This window comes from Burkholderia sp. MR1-5-21, assembly GCF_053427715.1.
Genome location: NZ_JBSAXD010000007.1, coordinates 104,981 through 123,130, shown reverse-complemented (window position 1 = coordinate 123,130; position 18,150 = coordinate 104,981). Strand labels below are relative to the sequence as shown.

Here is an 18,150-nt window from a genome sequence, read left to right as displayed (position 1 = left end):
CCTTGAAATTACGCGGTGACGCGCTCGGCCGCTTCGCCGACCAGCGTCCCGAACACCGACGCGCCGTGCTCGGCCGGCGCGGCCGCCGCACGGAACACGCCGAACAGCTCGCGGCCGAAGCCCACTTCGTTGTCCGCCTGGTGCAGCGGCTGCGCGACCGGGCGCGCCTGCCATTCGGCGTCGTCGACCTCGATGTCGAGCACCCCGGCCTCCGCATCGATCACGAGCGTGTCGCCCGTCTGCACCTTGCCCAGCGGCCCGTTCAGCAGCGCCTCCGGCGACACGTGGATCACGGCCGGCACCTTGCCCGACGCGCCCGACATGCGGCCGTCGGTGACGAGCGCGACGTGGAAGCCCTGATCCTGCAGCACGCCGAGCAACGGCGTCAAACGGTGCAGTTCCGGCATCCCGTTCGCGCGCGCGCCCTGGAAGCGCACCACCGCGACGAAATCGCGCTTCAGCTCGCCGCGATCGAACGCTGCCTGCACGGCCTCCTGCGAATCGAACACGATCGCAGGCGCCTTCACCTTGCGATGCTCGGGCGCAACCGCCGAGATCTTGATCACGCCGCGGCCGAGCCGGCCCTGCATCAGGCGCAGGCCGCCGTCCGGCTGGAACGGCTCGCGGATGCCGCGCAGCACCTTCGTGTCGTGGCTTTCGGCCGCGCCGTCGACCCACGTGAGCTTGCCGTCGATCAGCTTCGGCTCCTTCGTGTAGTGCGACAGGCCCCGGCCCGCGACCGTCGTCACGTCTTCGTGCAGCAGCCCGCCTTCGAGCAGGTTGCGCACCAGGAACGCGACGCCGCCCGCCGCGTGGAAGTGGTTCACGTCGGCCTTGCCGTTCGGATAGATCTTCGCGAGCAGCGGCACCGCGGCGGACAGTTCGTCGAAATCGTCCCAGTCGATCAGGATGCCGGCCGCGCGTGCGATCGCGACGAGGTGCAGCGTGTGGTTGGTCGAGCCGCCGGTCGCGAGCAGCGCGACGATCCCGTTGACGATCGCCTTCTCGTCGATCACGTGGCCGATCGGCGTGTAGTTGCCGCGCTCGACGGTCAGGTCGAGCACGCGACGCGCGGCCTCGGCCGTCAGCGCGGTGCGCAGCGGCGTGTGCGGGTGGACGAACGCCGAGCCCGGCAGATGCAGGCCCATCAGCTCCATCAGCATCTGGTTGCTGTTCGCGGTGCCGTAGAACGTGCAGGTGCCGTGGCCGTGATACGCGGCCGATTCGGCCTCGAGCAGCGCGTCGCGGCCGACCTGGCCCGTCGCGAACTGCTGGCGGATCTTCGCCTTGTCGTCATTGGACAGGCCGCTCGTCATCGGGCCGGCCGGCACGAAGATCGTCGGCAGGTGGCCGAACTGCAGCGCGCCGATCAACAGGCCCGGCACGATCTTGTCGCAGATGCCGAGGCACAGCGCCGCGTCGAACATGTTGTGCGTGAGCGCGATCGCCGTGCCCATCGCGATCGCCTCGCGCGAAAACAGCGACAGCTCCATCCCCGGGTTGCCCTGCGTGACGCCGTCGCACATCGCCGGCACGCCGCCCGCGAACTGCGCGACGCCGCCGTTGTCGCGCGCGGCCGCCTTGATGATGTCCGGGAAATCCTTGTACGGCGCGTGCGCGGACAACATCTCGTTGTACGAGGACACGATGCCGATGTTTGGTTGCTTGATCGCCTTGATTTCGAACTTGTCGTTGCCTTCGAGGCCCGCGAAACCATGCGCCAGGTTCGCGCACGACAGCGCGCCGCGCGCCGGGAACTTGCCCTGCGCGCCATCGATGCGCTTCAGGTAGGCGGAACGGGTCGACTGGCTGCGCGCGATCACGCGTGCGGTGACTTTCGCGAGGATGGGATGCAGCGAGGACATGCTGGGCGCTCCTGTATGCCGGCCGACACCGGCGGTTGGAATCGTGGGGACGGTCGAATGCAACGACTGAACGCAGGCAGTCTAGTAGAAAAACTACAAGCGCGCAATGCGGATTCTCAAGCCCATCCAGCAAAAAGACGCGCTATTTCCGGCAAATATTGGTATTAACCATAGGTTTCCGGCATCAGCCGCGCTCGATCACGCACGTCATCACCGCTAGCAATTTCTTGTGGATTTTCTACAATTCGGTTGCGATACACTCGCTCATCCGAACCCGATTGACGTTAGCTGCCCCATGCTGCCCCGCATCGAAGCGATCCGCCCCGAACTGCGCCCGTCCGAGCGCAAGCTTGCCGACTACATCCTCGCCGCGCCGCGCGAGGTGCTCGACCTCGCAATGACCGAGCTGTCCGCGCGCGCAGGCGTCAGCCAGCCGACCATCGCGCGCTTCTGCCAGGCGCTCGGCTGCAGCGGCTTTCGCGAATTCAAGATCCGGCTCGCGCAGAGCGTCGCGCCGGGCGTGTCGTCGGTCTACCGCGACGTCGAACCCGACGAGCCCGCGCCCGGCATCATCGGCAAGGTGTTCGACCGCACGATCGGCGCGCTGATCGAAGTGCGCAACAGCCTGTCGGCCGGCAGCGTCGCCGAGGCGATCGCGCTGCTGTCGAACGCGTCGCGGATCGAGTTCTACGGCGCGGGCGGCTCGGGCATCGCCGCGCAGGACATCCAGCACAAGTTCTTCCGGCTCGGCGTGCCGAGCGTCGCGTATTCCGATCCGCACACGTTCTCGATGTCGTCGGCGCTGCTCGGCCCGCAGGACGTCGTCGTCGCGATCTCGAACACCGGCCGCACGCGCGACATCGTCGACGCCGCGCGTTCGGCGCTCGCGTGCGGCGCGAAGGTCGTCGCGATCACGCACAGCCACTCGCCGCTTGCGAGGCTCGCGACGGTGAGCCTCGCGTCGAACGTCGCCGAGGAAACCGACGTGTTCTCGCCGATGACGTCGCGGATGTCGCACCTCGCGATCGGCGACATCCTCGCGGTCGGCGTCGCGCTGTCTCGCGGCCCCGCGCTGATGGAACGCGTCGGCCGCGCGAAGGAAGCGATCACGCGCCGCCGGATCGACGCGAACGCGAAGGAATAGCGCCGAGCGACCGTGCGCCGCGCGACCGCATAAACGAAAAACGGCGCCCCGCGGGGCGCCGTTTCGCATGCGGCCGCCGAAACGGCGGACTGCCGGATCAGAACGGCTTGATGACCACGAGCGCGACCGCCGCGAGCATCCCGAGCACCGGCAGCTCGTTGAACACGCGATACCACTTGTCGGAGCGGCGGTTCTCGCCGCGCTCGAACACCTTCAGCAGATGGCCGCAATACGCGTGATAGACGATCAGCAGCAGCACGACGCCGACCTTCGCGTGCACCCAGCCCTGCCCCTGGCCGATGCCGATCACGAGCCACAGCCACAGCCCGCATGCGAGCGCCGGCACCGCGATGAACGTCATGAAGCGGAACAGCTTGCGCGCCATCACGAGCAGGCGCCGTACCGCGGCCGGATCGGTTTCCATCGCGAGGTTCACGTAGATGCGCGGCAGGTAGAACAGCCCCGCGAACCATGCGGCGATCAATACGATATGGAACGTCTTGACCCAGAGCATCGCCATCGGTCGTGTCCTCGCGGTTACTGACGGCCTTCGCCGTGCCCGAGCACGACGTACTTCAGCGACGTCAGCCCTTCGAGGCCCACCGGCCCGCGCGCATGCAGCTTGTCGTTCGAGATGCCGATCTCCGCGCCGAGGCCGAACTCGAAGCCGTCGGCGAAGCGCGTCGACGCGTTGACCATCACGCTCGCCGAATCGACTTCGCGCAGGAAGCGCATCGCGCGGTCGTGATCCTCGGTGACGATCGCGTCCGTGTGGTGCGAGCCGTAATGGTTGATGTGCTCGATCGCGGCGTCGAGGCCGTCGACGACCTTGATCGCGAGCACCGGCGCGAGGTATTCGGTGTGCCAGTCTTCCTCGGTCGCGTCGACGAGCTCGCCGACGCCGGCGTCGGCAAGCACCGCGCGCGCAGCGGCGTCGACGCGCAGCTCGACGCCCTTGTCGCGATACAGGCGGCCGAGCGGCGGCAGCACGGCTTGCGCGATGCCGCTCGCGACGAGCAACGTCTCCATCGTGTTGCAGGTGCCGTAGCGGTGCGTCTTCGCGTTGTCGCAGACGGTGAGCGCCTTGGCCAGGTCCGCGCGATCGTCGACGTACACGTGGCAGATCCCGTCGAGGTGCTTGATCATCGGCACGCGCGCCTCGTTGATCAGGCGCTCGATCAGGCTCTTGCCGCCGCGCGGCACGATCACGTCGACGTATTCGTTCATCGTGATCAGCTTGCCGACCGCCGCGCGGTCGGCCGTCGCGACCACCTGCACCGCGTCCTGCGGCAGGCCCGCGGCGGCGAGCCCCTCGCCGATCAGCTTCGCGAGCGCGGCATTCGACTCGAGCGCCTCGGAGCCGCCGCGCAGGATCGTCGCGTTGCCGGATTTCAGGCACAGCGCGGCCGCGTCGATCGTCACGTTCGGGCGCGACTCGTAGATGATGCCGATCACGCCGAGCGGCACGCGCATCTGGCCGACCTGGATGCCGCTCGGGCGGAACTTGAGATTGCCGATCTCGCCGATCGGATCGGCAAGCGACGCGACCTGGCGCAGGCCTTCGACCATCGTCTTCAGCGCCTTGTCGGACAGCGTGAGGCGATCGACGAACGCCGCATCCAGCCCTTTTTCGCGGGCGCGCGCGACGTCGCGGGCGTTCGCATCCTTCAGCGCCTGTGCATCGCGCTCGATCGCGCGGGCAACCGCATCGAGCGCAGCATTCTTCGCCGCCGTGCTGGCGCGCGCCATCGCGCGGGAAGCGTGCCGGGCGCGGCGGCCCAGGTCGGTCATGTACTGATCGATATCCATCGTGTGACTCGAAAAGCGAGCCGCTCAGTGCGGCATGAAATCATCGGGAAGCGCGCGGCGCAGCCGCGCCGGCTGTCGAAGCAATTGTATGCGGGTTGCGGACGGCGCGCTGAGGCCGGAACCGGGGCTTAGCGCCGCACGCCGCGACCCGCGGTCGGCGGTCGCTCGGCTTGCGCACGCGGCGCACCCGTGGCGCCCGCGACCGTCATCGCGAGCTGGAACAGGCCGTCCCACGGATCGGGCGGCGGCTCGTCCTGCGGGCGCCGGCCGGGCGTCACCGCGGCGAGTCCCTTGACCTGCCGGTCGAGCCGCGCGGCGAACGCGAGCGCCTTCTCGAGCACGGCTTCGGTCACGTGATTGAGTGCGGGACCGATCAGCCGCTCGCGCGGTCCCCACACGCGGTTCTCGCGCAACAGCGTCGCGAGCGGCTTGCCGGCCGTCACGCCGCGCTTGATCCGCAGCAACGTGCGCAATTCCTCGACGACCGCCCACATCACGAGCACGATCGCCTCGCCCTCGCCCTTCAGGCCGTCGATCATCCGCGCGAGCCGCGCGGCGTCGCCGGCGAGCATCGCCTCATTCAGCTTGAAGACGTCGTAGCGCGCGACGTTCAGCACCGCGTCGTGCACCTGCTCGAACGACAGCGCGCCCTGCGGATACAGCAGGCCGAGCTTCTGGATTTCCTGGTGCGCGGCGAGCAGGTTGCCTTCGACGCGCTCGGCGATGAACTGCAGCGCACGCCGGCCGTCCTCGCCGGCCGCGACCCGCTGGCCCTGCATCGACAGACGCTGGCCGATCCAGTTCGGCAGCTGCGCGCGGTCGACCGGGTCGATCTTCAGCGCGACGCCGCCGTTCAGGAGCGCGGTGAACCACGCGGATTTCTGCGTCGCCGCGTCGAGGCGCGGCAGCGTGACGAGCATCAGCGCGTCCGGATTGCTCGCGGCGGCGAGCGCCTTCAGCGCGTCCGCGCCTTCCTTGCCCGGCTTGCCCGACGGAATGCGCAGCTCGATCAGCTGGCGTTCGCCGAACAGCGACATCGCCTGGGTAGCGCCGAGCAGCACGCTCCAGTCGAAGCCGCGCTCGACGGTGTGCACCGACCGCTCGGTGAAGCCGGCCGCGCGCGCGGCGGCGCGGATCCGGTCGCACGCCTCCTGCGCGAGCAGCGGCTCGTCGCCGAATACGGTGTAGAGCCCGGCCAGCCCCTTCGCGAGGTGCGGCTCCAGCGCGTCAAGTCGCAGTTGCATCGCTACGTGCGCTCGCGTATCAAAGCGGCGGCGGCGGCAGCGGCGCGCGCGGCGCCACGCCCGGCACCACGTCCTCCGGCGCCGGATTCAGCGAGTGGACGATCGCGAGACGCCGCATCAGCTGGTCGACCGCGTCGTTCTGCATGTCCGCGTAGAGGATGTCGGCCTCCTGCGCCTTCGCGTTCGTGTACTGGTCGCTGTACGTCATCGCGCGGTTCAGCGCGATCATGCTCGGCGGGATCAGCACGGTGCCGTCCTTGCCGAACAGCGTGTAGCTCAGCGAGTAGCTGAGCGCATACTCCTCGGCCGAGCCGTACTTGTTGAGCGTCAGCGTGCTCTGGCCGCGCGATTCCGACATCTGCAGCACCGCGTCCGCCTGGTCCGGCACCTTGACGATCTTCGTGTCGCTGCCGGCCTCGACGAGCCGCGTGAAGCGCGCCAGGACCGCGGGCTGCGCGCCGACGATCAACAGGTGCTTGAACGCGTAGTCCTGCTGGCCCCGCAACTGGAAACCGCATGCCGACAGCGCGACCGCGCTGCCGACCAGCATCAAAAACGATCTGCGGATCACCTTCGCTCCTTCAGTTTGCGTCCGAACGGCCCTTCGGCCGTCAGACGACGATGTTCACGAGGCGGCCCGGCACGACGACGATCTTCTTCGCCGGCTTGCCCTCGCCAAACTTCGCGAACATCTCGTCAGCTTGCGCCGCGGCTTCAATCGCGTCGCGGCTCGCGTCCTTCGCGACCCTCAGCGCGCCGCGCACCTTGCCGTTGATCTGCAGCACGAGTTCGATCTCGGCCTGCTCGAGCGCGGCCTCGTCGACCTTCGGCCACGGCGCGTCCAGCAACGGGCCGAACTCGTCCGCGTAGCCGAGCACCTTCCACAGCTCGAACGTGACATGCGGCACGACCGGGTACAGCACGCGCAGCAGCACGCCGTAGGTCTCGCGCAGCACCGCGGGCGTCGCGCCCTTCGCGCCGTCGACCGCGTTGAGCATCTTCATCGCGGCGGACACGACCGTGTTGTACTGCAGGCGCTGGTAGTCGAAATCGGCCTGCTTGAGCACGCTGTAGATCTCGCGGCGCAGTGCCTTGTCGGCCTCGCCGAGCGTCGCTGCGTCGAACGCCGCGCGCTCTGCGAGCGCCGCGCGGTTCGTCGCGCCGAAGCTCCACACACGGCGCAGGAAGCGGCTCGCGCCCTCGACGCCTGCGCCCGACCACTCGAGCTGCTGCTCGGGCGGCGCGGCGAACATCGTGAACAGGCGCGCGGTGTCCGCGCCGTACTGATCGATCAGCACCTGCGGATCGACGCCGTTGTTCTTCGACTTCGACATCTTCTCGATGCCGCCGAGCACGACCGGCTGGCCGTCGGCGTTCAGCGTCGCGCCGACCGGGCGGCCCTTCTCGTCGAACGTGACGGTCACGTCGGCCGGGTTGTACCAGGTCTTCTTGCCGGATGCGTCCTCGCGGTAGAACGTCTCGTTCAGCACCATCCCCTGCGTCAGCAGGTTCTTCGCCGGCTCGCCGAACTTCACGAGGCCGAGGTCGCGCATCACCTTGGTCCAGAAGCGCGAGTACAGCAGGTGCAGGATCGCGTGCTCGATGCCGCCGATGTACTGGTCCATCGGCATCCAGTAGTCGGTGCGCGCGTCGACCATGGTTTCGGCGTCCGGCGCCGTGTAGCGCGAGAAGTACCACGACGAATCGACGAAGGTATCCATCGTGTCGGTTTCGCGCTTCGCGGCCGCGCCGCACTTCGGGCACGTGCAGTTCAGGAATGCTTCCGACTTCGCGAGCGGATTGCCCGAGCCGTCCGGCACGAGGTCTTCCGGCAGCACGACCGGCAGGTCCTGCTCCGGCACCGGCACGTCGCCGCACGACGGGCAGTGGATGATCGGGATCGGCGTGCCCCAGTAGCGCTGGCGCGAGACGCCCCAGTCGCGCAGGCGCCACGTGACCTGCTTGTCGCCGAAGCCGCCCGCCTTCAGGTCGGCCGCGATCGCGTCGACCGCGGCGCCGTAGTTCAGGCCGTCGTACTTGCCGCTGTTCACGCACACGGCGACGTCCTTGTCGCCGTACCACTCCTGCCATGCGTCGGTCGACCAGGTCTGGCCTTCGGCCGCGATCACCTGCCGGATCGGCAGGCTGTACTTCTTCGCGAACGCGAAGTCGCGCTCGTCGTGTGCGGGCACGCCCATCACCGCGCCTTCGCCGTAGCTCATCAGCACGTAGTTGCCGATCCACACCTCGACCGGCTCGCCCGTCAGCGGATGCTTGACCGTGAAGCCGGTCGGCACGCCCTTCTTCTCCATCGTCGCCATGTCGGCCTCGGCGACGCCGCCGCGCTTGCACTCGTCGATGAACGCCTGCAGTTCCGGCTTGCCCTGCGCGAGATGCGTCGCGAGCGGGTGCTCGGCGGCGATCGCGCAGAACGTCACACCCATGATCGTGTCGGCGCGCGTGGTGAACACACGCAGCAGCTTCTGCTCGCCGTCGAGTTCGTACGGGAAGCCGAAGTTCACGCCGAAGCTCTTGCCGATCCAGTTCTGCTGCATGATCTTCACGCGCTCGGGCCAGCCGAGGCCGTCGAGGTCGTTCAGCAGCTCATCGGCGTACTGCGTGATGCGCAGGTAGTACATCGGGATCTCGCGCTTCTCGACGAGTGCACCCGAACGCCAGCCGCGGCCGTCGATCACCTGCTCGTTCGCGAGCACGGTCTGGTCGACCGGGTCCCAGTTCACGGTGCCCGTCTTCTTGTACGCGATGCCCTTCTCCAGCATCTTCAGGAACAGCCACTGGTTCCACTTGTAGTAGTCGGGCTTGCAGGTCGCGATCTCGCGCGACCAGTCGATCGCGAGCCCCATCGACTGCATCTGGCCCTTCATGTAGTCGATGTTGTCGTAGGTCCACTTCGCGGGCGGCACGCCGTTCGCCATCGCGGCGTTCTCGGCCGGCATCCCGAATGCGTCCCAGCCCATCGGCATCAGCGTGTTGTAGCCGTTCATCCGCAGATAGCGGTACATCACGTCGTTGATCGTGTAGTTGCGCACGTGACCCATGTGCAGCTTGCCGGACGGGTACGGCAGCATCGACACGCAGTAGAACTTGGGCTTCTGCGTGTCTTCCTTCGTCTTGTAAGCATCGGCTGCGCGCCAGTCACGCTGGGCGGCGGCTTCGACGTCGGCGGGTACGTATCTCTCGTGCATGGTGTGGTTCGGACTAGGCTTTAAGCGGCGCGCCGCGACGGCTCGCGCGGAAGTGGATCGAAAATCGTGCTTGCCCGGTGGCGGGACAGGCTCGCTGCTTCCAGGCCTGCCCGGCGTTTCCGGAGGTTTTCCGGGTGACCTGGAACGCTCCGGGTGACCGGGAAAACCTCTGCCAACCGGGAAAAACGTCGATTATACCGTCCGCGCCGGCCCTCACGGCCGGTCTCGCGGCCGTGAGGGCCGGTTCCCGCCGCCCGCCTTCGCCCGCACGACCGGCCCCGAACCGCTCAGCGCGGCGCGGGCGCGCCGGACGGCGCCGCGGAACCGCCGTGCAGCGCCGGCAGGTCGGTCACGAAACCGATCCGCGTGAGGCCCGCTGCCTGCGCGGCGCCCATCACCTGCGCGATCACGTCGTAGCGGGTCGCGCGCGACGCGCGCAGGCGCAGCTCGGGCGGCTGGCCGCCCTCGGCGGCGGCCCGAAAGCGCGCGGGCAGCGCATCGAGCGCGACCGGCGTGTCTTCCCAGTAGAGCTTGCCCGTATCGTCGATCGACAGCGTGATGCTTTGCGGCGTGTCGCGCGCGGCGCTGGCCGCGACTTTCGGCAGGTCGAGCCGGATCGCGTGCGTCATCAGCGGCGCGGTCACGATGAAGATGACGAGCAGCACGAGCATCACGTCGATCAGCGGAGTCATGTTGATCTCCGCCATCGGCGCGGACGTCTTGTGATGCTCCAGTCCGCCGAATGCCATGGTCGTCCCTCCGGAAGGCGCGCGTCAGGCGTCGTTCGCGCACACGAACACGTGCAGGTCGCGCGCGAAGCCGTCGAGCTCCTCGGCGAGCTGGCGCACGAGGCGCCCGAGGATGTTGTACGCGAGCACGGCCGGGATCGCGACGACGAGCCCGAACGCGGTCATGATCAGCGCCTCGCCGACCGGCCCTGCGACGTTCTCGATCTGCGCCTGCCCGCTCGCGGCGATGCTGCCGAGCGCGTGGTAGATGCCCCAGACGGTGCCGAGCAGCCCGACGAACGGCGCGGTGCTGCCGATCGACGCGAGCAGCACCTGGCCGAATTCCAGCCGCCGCTGCGAACGCAGCATCGCGTGGCGCAACGCGCGCAACACGCGTTCGCCGTGCTCGACGCGCGCGGCCAGCGCAGCGGGATCATGGTCGCGGGACGCGTCGCGTGCGGCTTCGGCAAGCGGCACGAACACGCGCTCGCGGTCGGCGCCGGCCAGCGCCGCAATGCCCGCGTCGAGCGTCGGCGCGCGCCAGAACGCGGCGACCGCGCCCGGCCCCTGCCGCTTCGCGCGGACCAGCAGCCAGGCTTTCAGGAAGAGGAAACACCAGCTGGCGACGGACATCGCCAGCAGCACATAGGCGACCGCGTGCGTGACGGCGTCACCGCTTTCGAGGTAATGGATAACGCCGGTGGGGATCGCCATCGGAGTGTCCGGCGCGCGTCAGCGCAGGCCGAGCACGTCCTGCATCTCGTACAGGCCGGCGCCGCGCTCGGACAGGAAGCGCACCGCGCGCAGCGCGCCCTGTGCGTACGACACGCGGCTCGACGACTTGTGCGTGATCTCGATCCGCTCGCCGATCCCCGCGAACAGCACGGTGTGGTCGCCGACGATGTCGCCGCCGCGGATCGCGGAGAAGCCGATCGTCGACGGATCGCGCTCGCCCGTCACGCCGTGGCGGCCATACACCGCGCAGTCGTCGAGCGAGCGCCCGAGCGCGCCGGCGACGGCTTCGCCCATCATCAGCGCGGTGCCCGACGGCGCATCGACCTTGTGACGGTGATGGGCTTCGATGATCTCGATGTCGTAGCCGTGCGAGAAATGCTTCGCGGCGAATTCGAGCAGCTTCAGCGTGACGTTCACGCCGACGCTCATGTTCGCCGAGAACACGATGCCGATCTTCCCGGCGGCCGCCTGCAGCGTGGCCTTCTGCTCGTCGGTGAAGCCGGTCGTGCCGATCACGAGCTTCACGTCGTGGCGCAGCGCGGCCTCGACATGCGCGATCGTGCCTTCCGGGCGCGTGAAATCGATCAGGTAGTCGGCCTGCGCGAACACGGCATCGAGATCGTCGGTCAGCTTGATGCCGGTTTCCTTGCCGAGGAACGCGCCCGCGTCCTGGCCGAGGTGCGGCGAGTCGGCGCGGTCGAGCGCGCCGACCAGCTGCGCGTCGGAATCGTTGAGAACGGCTTCGATCAGCATCCGGCCCATACGGCCCGACGCACCGGCAATCGCAATCTTCATGGCTTTCTGTACGACAGGTTGAGTGGGGACGGCGCATGCCGCCCCGTTTTCACGCGCTTACTGGGACTGGCCCGGCGCGGTGATCGGCTGGTTCTGCAGCGAGTCCGAGCCCTGCGGGCCGACGGGCGGCGCCGCCTCGTTCGACGCGGCAGGCTGCGGCGGGCGATGGAACTGGAACTGCGGCTGGATCGCCGGATTCGTGCCCGGCGGCTGCCCGCCCGGCGTCGGCGCGCCGCCGGCCGCTGCTTGCGCGGACGGCGTGAAGCGGCGCGCGGTGCCGCCCTGGCTGGACACCTGGTTGGTCGCGCGGTTCGCCGCGCGTGCGGCTTGCGCGTTCGCGTCCTGGTCGACGGCGGCGCTCGCCGCTTCCGGCACCACGGCCGCTGCCGGAGCCGGCTCGCTCGTCGCCTGCACGGCGCTCGCGCCGCTTGCACCGCTCGCGGCGGCGGCCGCTTCAGCGGCCTTCTTCGCCTTCTTGCCGCGCTTGTCGCCGTCGATGTCGGCCAGCAGGTCAAGCTCGGACGGCAGGTTGTCGGCTCCCGTCCAGCCCGTGAGGCGATCGCCCGAGAACGTCAGCACGAGGTCGCGCTGCTGGACGACGGACGTCGAGCCGCGCTTGAAGTAGAAGATGTAATCCCAGCGGTCGGCGTGGAACATGTCCGTCAGCAGCGGGGTGCCGAGCAGCGCGCGGACCTGGTCGCGCGCCATGCCGACCTGCAGCTGCGACGCCTTCTCCTGCGACACGAAGTTGCCCTGCACGACCGTGATCCGGTAGGGCGTGATGCTTTGCGCGATGCGTTGCGTCACGCTGTCGTACGACGAACAACCAGCCAGCGCGGCAACGGCGGCGGCAGCGATGATGACACTCCGCATGCGGTTCCTTTGATAGTGCGAAAGAGATTCTGGAATCATTTCCCTCACCGTGCTGGCCCGCTTCGCAGGCCGCGCGTGTTTCTGGAACGGCCAAAAGCCGGTAACATTGAAGCCCTGCATTGTACTCTAGGGATGCCTAGCCATGACCAATCCGACGGATCTCAAGAATATCGGGCTGAAGGCCACCCTACCGCGCCTCAAGATTCTCGAGATCTTCCAGCAGAGTCCCGTCCGCCACCTGACGGCCGAAGACGTCTACCGCAACCTGCTGAACGAACAGCTCGACATCGGCCTGGCCACCGTGTATCGGGTGCTGACGCAGTTCGAGCAGGCCGGCCTGCTGACCCGCAGCAACTTCGAATCCGGCAAGGCCGTGTTCGAGCTGAACGAGGGCCAGCACCACGACCACCTCGTCTGCCTCGACTGCGGGCGCGTCGAGGAGTTTTTCGACCCGGAGATCGAAACCCGCCAGCAGTCGATCGCGAAGGAGCGCGGCTTCAAGCTCCAGGAACATTCGCTCGCGATGTACGGCACCTGCACGACCGAAAACTGCCCGCACCGCAAGCACTGATCCGCACACAAGCGCAAGCAAGACGGCCCGACCGGCATCTCGCCGGCCGGGCCGTCGTCTTTTGGGGCGCGCCGGGCGTGCGTCAGGCCGCGCTCGCGCAGGCCGGCTCGAAATCGAGCTGCCACACGCCGTCGAGCGGAATCTCGTCGCAGTTCGGCTGCGTGCCGCCGCGGTCGACGACGACGAAATCGCTGACCGCGTCGAGCGCGAGCAGCGGATGGTGCCAGACGCCCTTCGCGTAATTCACGCCCTGCCACCCGACGGCCAGGAACGCGCGCATCGCGTCGGGCCGGAACTCGCCCGCCGGCGCGACGACGATCGCGTAGCGCGACACCGCCGCGAGCGGCACGAACGCCTGGCTGCCGTGCGGATGCCGCTCCATCATCGTGATCTCGACCGGCAGCGCGCGCGGCTGCGCGCGGAACACGCTGACGAGCGGGCGACCGCCGTCGTCGCAGACGTCGACGGTCGCGAGATCGTGGAACCGCTCGGTCGTGCCGCCGTTGATCGGAAAATGCCGCGCGCCTTCGAGTGCGATCACGTCGCCGAACGGCGCGAACGCTTCGCGGGTCAGGCGCTCGACGCGCAAGGTCTGAAGCCGGGTCATGTTCGCCTCCGCCGTCAAGCCGGTTCGCCCCACAGACGCAGGCGCGACACGCCGCCGTCCGGGAAGATGTTGAAGCGCACGTGCGTGACCGGGCCGAGCGCGGCAAGCGTGTCGAACGTGTGGACGTGGTCCATCGCCAGCTTTTGCTCGCCGAGCAGTTCGGGCCAGAACATCGCCTGCGTGACCAGCGAATCGTCGGTGCCGCCCGTCACATGCGCGGCCTGCAGCGAACAGCGGTCCGGGAAATTGCCCTTGAAGAACGCCGTGTCGACCTCGACGCGCCGGATGATGCCCGGCCGCGCGAGCGCGACGATCGCCCAGTCGTTGCCGGGCTCGCGGCGGCGGCGGGTTTCCCAGCCGTCGCCCATGTTCACGCCCCGCCCCGGCATCAGCATCTGCGACGCCGCACCGAAGTGCTGGTTGTTCGCGGCCACCAGATAGCCGCCGTTCTCGATCGCGGCCAGGTCGACCCGCTCGCCCTGCGGCACGCGGCTCCAGTCGCGCTGCGGCTGGCCGTACACGCGCAGCCGCGCGAGCCCGCCGTCCGGATACAGGTTCACGCGCAGGTGCGTGTACGGCTGCGGATCGGTCACGCCGACGTAGTGATGGCTGTTGCCCTGCAGCGTCGTCGCGGGGACGATCGTGCGCCATTCGGCGTCGTCGGGCGGCGTGTCGCCGTCGGCGACGCATGCGTCGATCGACGCGGCCGGCGGGAAGTTGCCGGTGAAGTGGCTGGTGTCGAGGTCGACGCCGTGGATCACGCCCGGCCGCGCGAGCCGGACCACGCAGAAATCGTGGCCGGTCGTGCGCTTGCGGCGCGTCTCCCAGCCGTCCATCCACTTGCCATGGTCGTCGTACTTGCCGGGAATGAACACGGCCGGCTCGGGGCTCAGCATGCGCTCCTTCGGCGCGAAGAACTCGTCGCTCGCGTAGAGCGCCTGCGCACCGACGCGCGGATCGGCGAGGTTCATGTAGCGCCGCGTGAAGGCCGGCGCGTTCGGATCGAGGATGGGGGCTGCCATGTCGTCTCCAGATTTTGACTGGCGCGCCGGCACGTCGCGGCGCCGGCGCAATGTTGCGAATGAGGATCGGATGAGGATCGAACCGCGCGCTCAGATCGCGTGGGCCTGATCGCCGGCGAGCGGCGCGGCGACGTCCTCGTCCTCGGCCGGCACGTAGCGCAGTTCGCGGTTCAGCACGCGCTTCGCACGGGCGCGGTCGATGTCGTTCTCCCACACCGCGACGACGACCGTCGCGACGCAGTTGCCGATCAGGTTGGTCAGCGCGCGGGCGATGCCGACGAACCAGTCGACCGGCAGGATCAGCACGAGGCCGAGCACCGGAATCGCGGGAATCGCCGACAGCGTCGCCGCGAGGATCACGATCGCCGAGCCCGGAATCCCGTGCGCGCCCTTCGACGTGACGAGCGACACGAGCAGCACGACGATCAGGTCGTGCGTCGACAGCGGCGTGTTGGTCGCCTGCGCGATGAACAGCACCGCGAGCGTCAGGTAGATCGAGAAGCCGTCGAGGTTGAACGAGTAGCCGGTCGGGATCACGAGGCCGACGGTCGAATCCTTGATGCCCATGTACTCGAGCTTGCGCATCACCTGCGGCAGCACCGCGTCCGACGACGCCGTGCCGAGCACGATCGACAGCTCCTCGCGCAGGTAGCGGATCAGCTTGAACACCGAGAAGCCCGCGAGCCGCATCACGATGCCGAGCACCACGGACACGAACACGAAGCAGCTCAGGTAGAACACCGCGACGAGATAGCCGAGCTGCTTGAGCGACGCGACGCCGTACTTGCCGGTCGTGAACGCGATCGCGCCGAGCACGCCGAGCGGCGCGAGCTTGATGATGAAGCCGATCACGCGGAAGAACACGTGCGACAGCTCCTCGATCAGCGAATTGACGCGCGTCGCCTTGTCGCCGAGCAGCGACAGCGCCGAGCCGAACAGCACCGCGAACACGAGGATCTGCAGGATGTCGCCCTTCGCGAACGCATCGATCGCGGTGTCGGGGATGATCTTCATCAGGTAGCCGGCCGTGTCCTTCAGGCTTTCGGCGTTTTTCGCGTACGACGCGAGCGACGCCGCGTCGAGCGAATGCAGGTCGATGTTCATGCCGACGCCGGGGCGCGTGAGCCACGCGAGCACGAGCCCGATGCCGAGCGCGAGCGTCGTCATCACCTCGAAGTAGACGACGGCCTTCAGGCCGACCCGGCCGACCTTCTTCAGGTCGCCCGCATTGGCCATCCCGCTGACCACGACGCAGAACACGATCGGGCCGATGACCATCTTGATGAGCTTCAGGAAACCATCGCCGAGCGGTCTCAGCGACTCGGCGAAATGCGGGAAGAACGCGCCTAGCGCGACCCCCAGGATCAATGCGACGACTACCCGGCCAAACAGCGAATTGAGGAATTTCGACACGGCGCTCTCCCGAACCAACGGTTGCAGTTTCGTCTGTTCATACTGGTAAGACCAGTGATGTTATGGACGATAGTAGGAAGCCGATATAGTCGAGTCAAGGACGAACCAAATAGGGATTTCCCGCCCCCCTTGCGGCCCGTCCGACGGTGCCGGATCGCCGGACGAATCGAGACTTTCCCGTAGGCCGGCGGTGCAGCGTGCATGGGCGGATTACAATGCCGGTCAGACCGGCCATCGTTCACATCATGAAAAACGTTCCGCACACCGTGACCGACGCCGCCATCGCGACGATCCGCGACCGTATCGAGGCAGGCGTGTATCCGGTCGGCAGCCTGCTGCCGGCCCAGCGCCAGCTCTCCGAGGAGCTGGAGATCAGCCGCGCGTCGCTGCGCGAGGCGCTGTCCACGCTCGAGGCGCTCGGGATGCTGCGCATCCGCGCCGGCAAGGGCGTGTACGTCGAAAGCGCGCAGGCGACCACCGGCCATGCATGGCGGTTCGCCGAGCAGTCGTCGCCGCCCGACACCTACCAGATGCGCTACGCGCTCGAGGGCTTCGCCGCGCGGATGGCCGCGCGCGTCGTCACCGACGACGACATCGCGTGGTTCGAGGACAACCTCGCCGAGCTGCACGTGACGCTGACCGAAAACGAACTCGACGACGCGTCGCAGCTCGACTTCGAATTCCACATGCGGATCATCAATCTCGCCGGCAACGCGGCGATCGAGTCGATCCTGCGCAGCAGCGCCGACATCATGAAGGAAAGCCAGCGCATGCCGTTCTACCGGCGCGAGCTGCTGTTCTCGACGTGGCACGAGCATCGCGCGATCGTCGATGCGCTGATCGCGCGCGACCCGGACGCCGCCGGCGCGGCAATCGAGGCGCACATCTCGAACGCCGCGCAGCGCGCGGGCGTGTTCTTCCCGACGCCGGGCGCCTGAGCGGCGGAACGGCCGGACGTTTCGTCTTTCCGGCGCTTCCGGCGCTTCCGGCGCTTCCGGCGCTTCCGGCGTTCTTCAGCGTTTCCTGTCCGAGCGGTCGTTCCAGCGTTTCCGTCATTCCGTCGAACGCCCGGCCGCCAGCCTTCCCGCCCTGCGGCGCGAGTCCCTGCCGCTCGTCGCGTTGCGCCGCCGTCCGGGCAACGTTCGCCTATGTCCGCTTGTGTCCGCTCGCCAGCGCGCCGCCATACGCGAGCGTGCGCTCGGCGAACGCGCGCACCGCGACACTGCGGTACGCGCCCTTGCGCGTCAGCAACGCAGCCGTGCGCTTCGGCAGCGGCGGATCGAGTTCCAGCGCGCACAGATCGCCGTTTGCCCGCGCGATCGCATCCGGCAGCACCGTCGCGAGGCGGCCGCGCCGCACCAGCTCGAGAATTGCGTTGATCGCGTTCACCTCGATCGCGATGCGCGGCCGCGCGCCGTGATCGACGAAATACTGGTCGATGCTCGCGCGCGTCGCGAACGCGCGGCTCAGCAGGACCAGCGGTTCGTCGCCGAGTTCAGCCGGCGTCAGCGCGCGGCGGCGGCGCGCGAGACGATGCGTGCGGCCCGCCACCAGCACGAGCGATTCGTCCCACAGCGGCGTCACGTCGATGTCCGGCAGCCGCGCGGGCGTGAACGCGAAGCCCGCGTCAAGCCGGTCGTCGGCGAGCAGCGCCTCGATCCGCTCCTGCGGCATCGCGTCGATCGTCAGCGTGACGTTCGGGTACGCGGTGTTGAATGCATCGACGAGCGAGCCGATCAGGTACGCGGTGAAGGTCGGCGTCATCGCGAGCCGCAGCGACCCGCTGCTCAGGTCCGCGACGTCGTGGACCGCGCGCTGCCCGGCGTCGAGCGCGTGCAGCGCCTCCCGCGCGTGGCGCGCGTAGGCCTCGCCGAATTCGGTGAGGCGCACCGCGCGGCCCGAGCGGTCGAACAGCTGCACGCCGAGCTGATCCTCGAGCTGGCGGATCTGCTGCGACAGCGTCGGTTGCGATACGTGCAGCACCTCGGCCGCGCGCGTGAAATTGCGCTGCTCGGCGACGGCCAGGAAATAGCGGATGTGGCGGAGGAGCATCGCTGATCAGGTATTGGCAAATCCAATAGAAATCATAGCAAGCCAGTCTTGGACGCTATGGCCGGATATCCGCATCATACGGACAT

Annotated in this window: 17 protein-coding genes; 3 read left to right on the top strand and 14 right to left on the bottom strand. The window is 68.3% G+C overall.

From position 1 onward, the window contains the following. Positions 1–8 precede the first annotated feature (8 nt). Positions 9–1,865, bottom strand: coding sequence for a phosphogluconate dehydratase (gene edd, locus ACV229_RS12195; protein ID WP_448083385.1), 1,857 nt, complete (start codon positions 1,863–1,865; stop codon positions 9–11). 295 nt (positions 1,866–2,160) lie between these two features. On the opposite strand from edd, the gene ACV229_RS12190 reads away from it, so the two are divergent. After that, positions 2,161–3,009 (top strand): MurR/RpiR family transcriptional regulator, encoded by an 849-nt coding sequence (locus tag ACV229_RS12190; RefSeq protein ID WP_448083384.1) that lies wholly within the window; start codon positions 2,161–2,163, stop codon positions 3,007–3,009. Positions 3,010–3,106: 97 nt separating this feature from the next. Here ACV229_RS12190 and ACV229_RS12185 read toward each other — a convergent pair whose 3' ends face one another. The 9 genes from ACV229_RS12185 to bamE form a co-directional block, all read right to left on the bottom strand. Next, the gene (locus ACV229_RS12185) at positions 3,107–3,529 is read right to left on the bottom strand and encodes a CopD family protein (RefSeq protein WP_448083383.1); all 423 of its coding nucleotides are present in this window, start codon (positions 3,527–3,529) and stop codon (positions 3,107–3,109) included. A gap of 17 nt (positions 3,530–3,546) precedes the next feature. Continuing rightward, positions 3,547–4,818, bottom strand: coding sequence for a glutamate-5-semialdehyde dehydrogenase (locus tag ACV229_RS12180; RefSeq protein ID WP_448083382.1), 1,272 nt, complete (start codon positions 4,816–4,818; stop codon positions 3,547–3,549). Positions 4,819–4,946: 128 nt separating this feature from the next. Continuing rightward, positions 4,947–6,062, bottom strand: a complete 1,116-nt coding sequence (gene holA, locus ACV229_RS12175; RefSeq protein WP_448083381.1) for a DNA polymerase III subunit delta — start codon at positions 6,060–6,062, stop codon at positions 4,947–4,949. A gap of 19 nt (positions 6,063–6,081) precedes the next feature. Next, on the bottom strand, positions 6,082–6,633 hold the full coding sequence (locus ACV229_RS12170; RefSeq protein ID WP_448083380.1) for an LPS-assembly lipoprotein LptE: 552 nt from the start codon (positions 6,631–6,633) through the stop codon (positions 6,082–6,084). A 40-nt stretch (positions 6,634–6,673) separates the two neighbouring features. Beyond that, positions 6,674–9,268: a leucine--tRNA ligase gene (gene leuS / locus ACV229_RS12165; RefSeq protein ID WP_448083379.1), complete on the bottom strand. Its 2,595-nt coding sequence runs from the start codon at positions 9,266–9,268 to the stop codon at positions 6,674–6,676. 287 nt (positions 9,269–9,555) lie between these two features. Beyond that, positions 9,556–10,017 (bottom strand): ExbD/TolR family protein, encoded by a 462-nt coding sequence (locus ACV229_RS12160; RefSeq protein ID WP_448083378.1) that lies wholly within the window; start codon positions 10,015–10,017, stop codon positions 9,556–9,558. Between the two features lie 24 nt (positions 10,018–10,041). Continuing rightward, positions 10,042–10,710, bottom strand: coding sequence for a MotA/TolQ/ExbB proton channel family protein (locus tag ACV229_RS12155; RefSeq protein WP_448083377.1), 669 nt, complete (start codon positions 10,708–10,710; stop codon positions 10,042–10,044). 18 nt (positions 10,711–10,728) lie between these two features. Then, on the bottom strand, positions 10,729–11,526 hold the full coding sequence (dapB, locus tag ACV229_RS12150) for a 4-hydroxy-tetrahydrodipicolinate reductase (protein ID WP_448083376.1): 798 nt from the start codon (positions 11,524–11,526) through the stop codon (positions 10,729–10,731). Between the two features lie 57 nt (positions 11,527–11,583). Beyond that, positions 11,584–12,399, bottom strand: a complete 816-nt coding sequence (bamE, locus tag ACV229_RS12145; RefSeq protein ID WP_448083375.1) for an outer membrane protein assembly factor BamE domain-containing protein — start codon at positions 12,397–12,399, stop codon at positions 11,584–11,586. 142 nt (positions 12,400–12,541) lie between these two features. On the opposite strand from bamE, the gene fur reads away from it, so the two are divergent. Next, positions 12,542–12,970 carry a ferric iron uptake transcriptional regulator gene (gene fur, locus ACV229_RS12140; protein WP_448083374.1) on the top strand — a complete coding sequence of 143 codons (429 nt, stop codon included), beginning with the start codon at positions 12,542–12,544 and terminating at the stop codon, positions 12,968–12,970. A gap of 82 nt (positions 12,971–13,052) precedes the next feature. Here the strand turns inward: fur and ACV229_RS12135 are convergent, their stop codons facing one another. The 3 genes from ACV229_RS12135 to ACV229_RS12125 all read right to left on the bottom strand — a co-directional run bounded on the left by ACV229_RS12135 (position 13,053) and on the right by ACV229_RS12125 (position 16,012). Then, the gene (locus ACV229_RS12135; RefSeq protein WP_448083373.1) at positions 13,053–13,577 is read right to left on the bottom strand and encodes an ureidoglycolate lyase; all 525 of its coding nucleotides are present in this window, start codon (positions 13,575–13,577) and stop codon (positions 13,053–13,055) included. A gap of 14 nt (positions 13,578–13,591) precedes the next feature. Then, positions 13,592–14,599, bottom strand: coding sequence for an allantoicase (alc, locus tag ACV229_RS12130; protein ID WP_448083372.1), 1,008 nt, complete (start codon positions 14,597–14,599; stop codon positions 13,592–13,594). A 90-nt stretch (positions 14,600–14,689) separates the two neighbouring features. Continuing rightward, positions 14,690–16,012 carry a C4-dicarboxylate transporter DctA gene (locus ACV229_RS12125; protein ID WP_448083371.1) on the bottom strand — a complete coding sequence of 441 codons (1,323 nt, stop codon included), beginning with the start codon at positions 16,010–16,012 and terminating at the stop codon, positions 14,690–14,692. Positions 16,013–16,227: 215 nt separating this feature from the next. Between ACV229_RS12125 and ACV229_RS12120 the strand changes: the two genes are divergently transcribed. Beyond that, positions 16,228–16,950: a FadR/GntR family transcriptional regulator gene (locus tag ACV229_RS12120; RefSeq protein ID WP_448083370.1), complete on the top strand. Its 723-nt coding sequence runs from the start codon at positions 16,228–16,230 to the stop codon at positions 16,948–16,950. Positions 16,951–17,158: 208 nt separating this feature from the next. On the opposite strand, the gene cynR is transcribed toward ACV229_RS12120, so the two are convergent. Further along, the gene (cynR, locus tag ACV229_RS12115) at positions 17,159–18,064 is read right to left on the bottom strand and encodes a transcriptional regulator CynR (RefSeq protein WP_448083369.1); all 906 of its coding nucleotides are present in this window, start codon (positions 18,062–18,064) and stop codon (positions 17,159–17,161) included. Between the last annotated feature and the right edge of the window lie 86 nt (positions 18,065–18,150).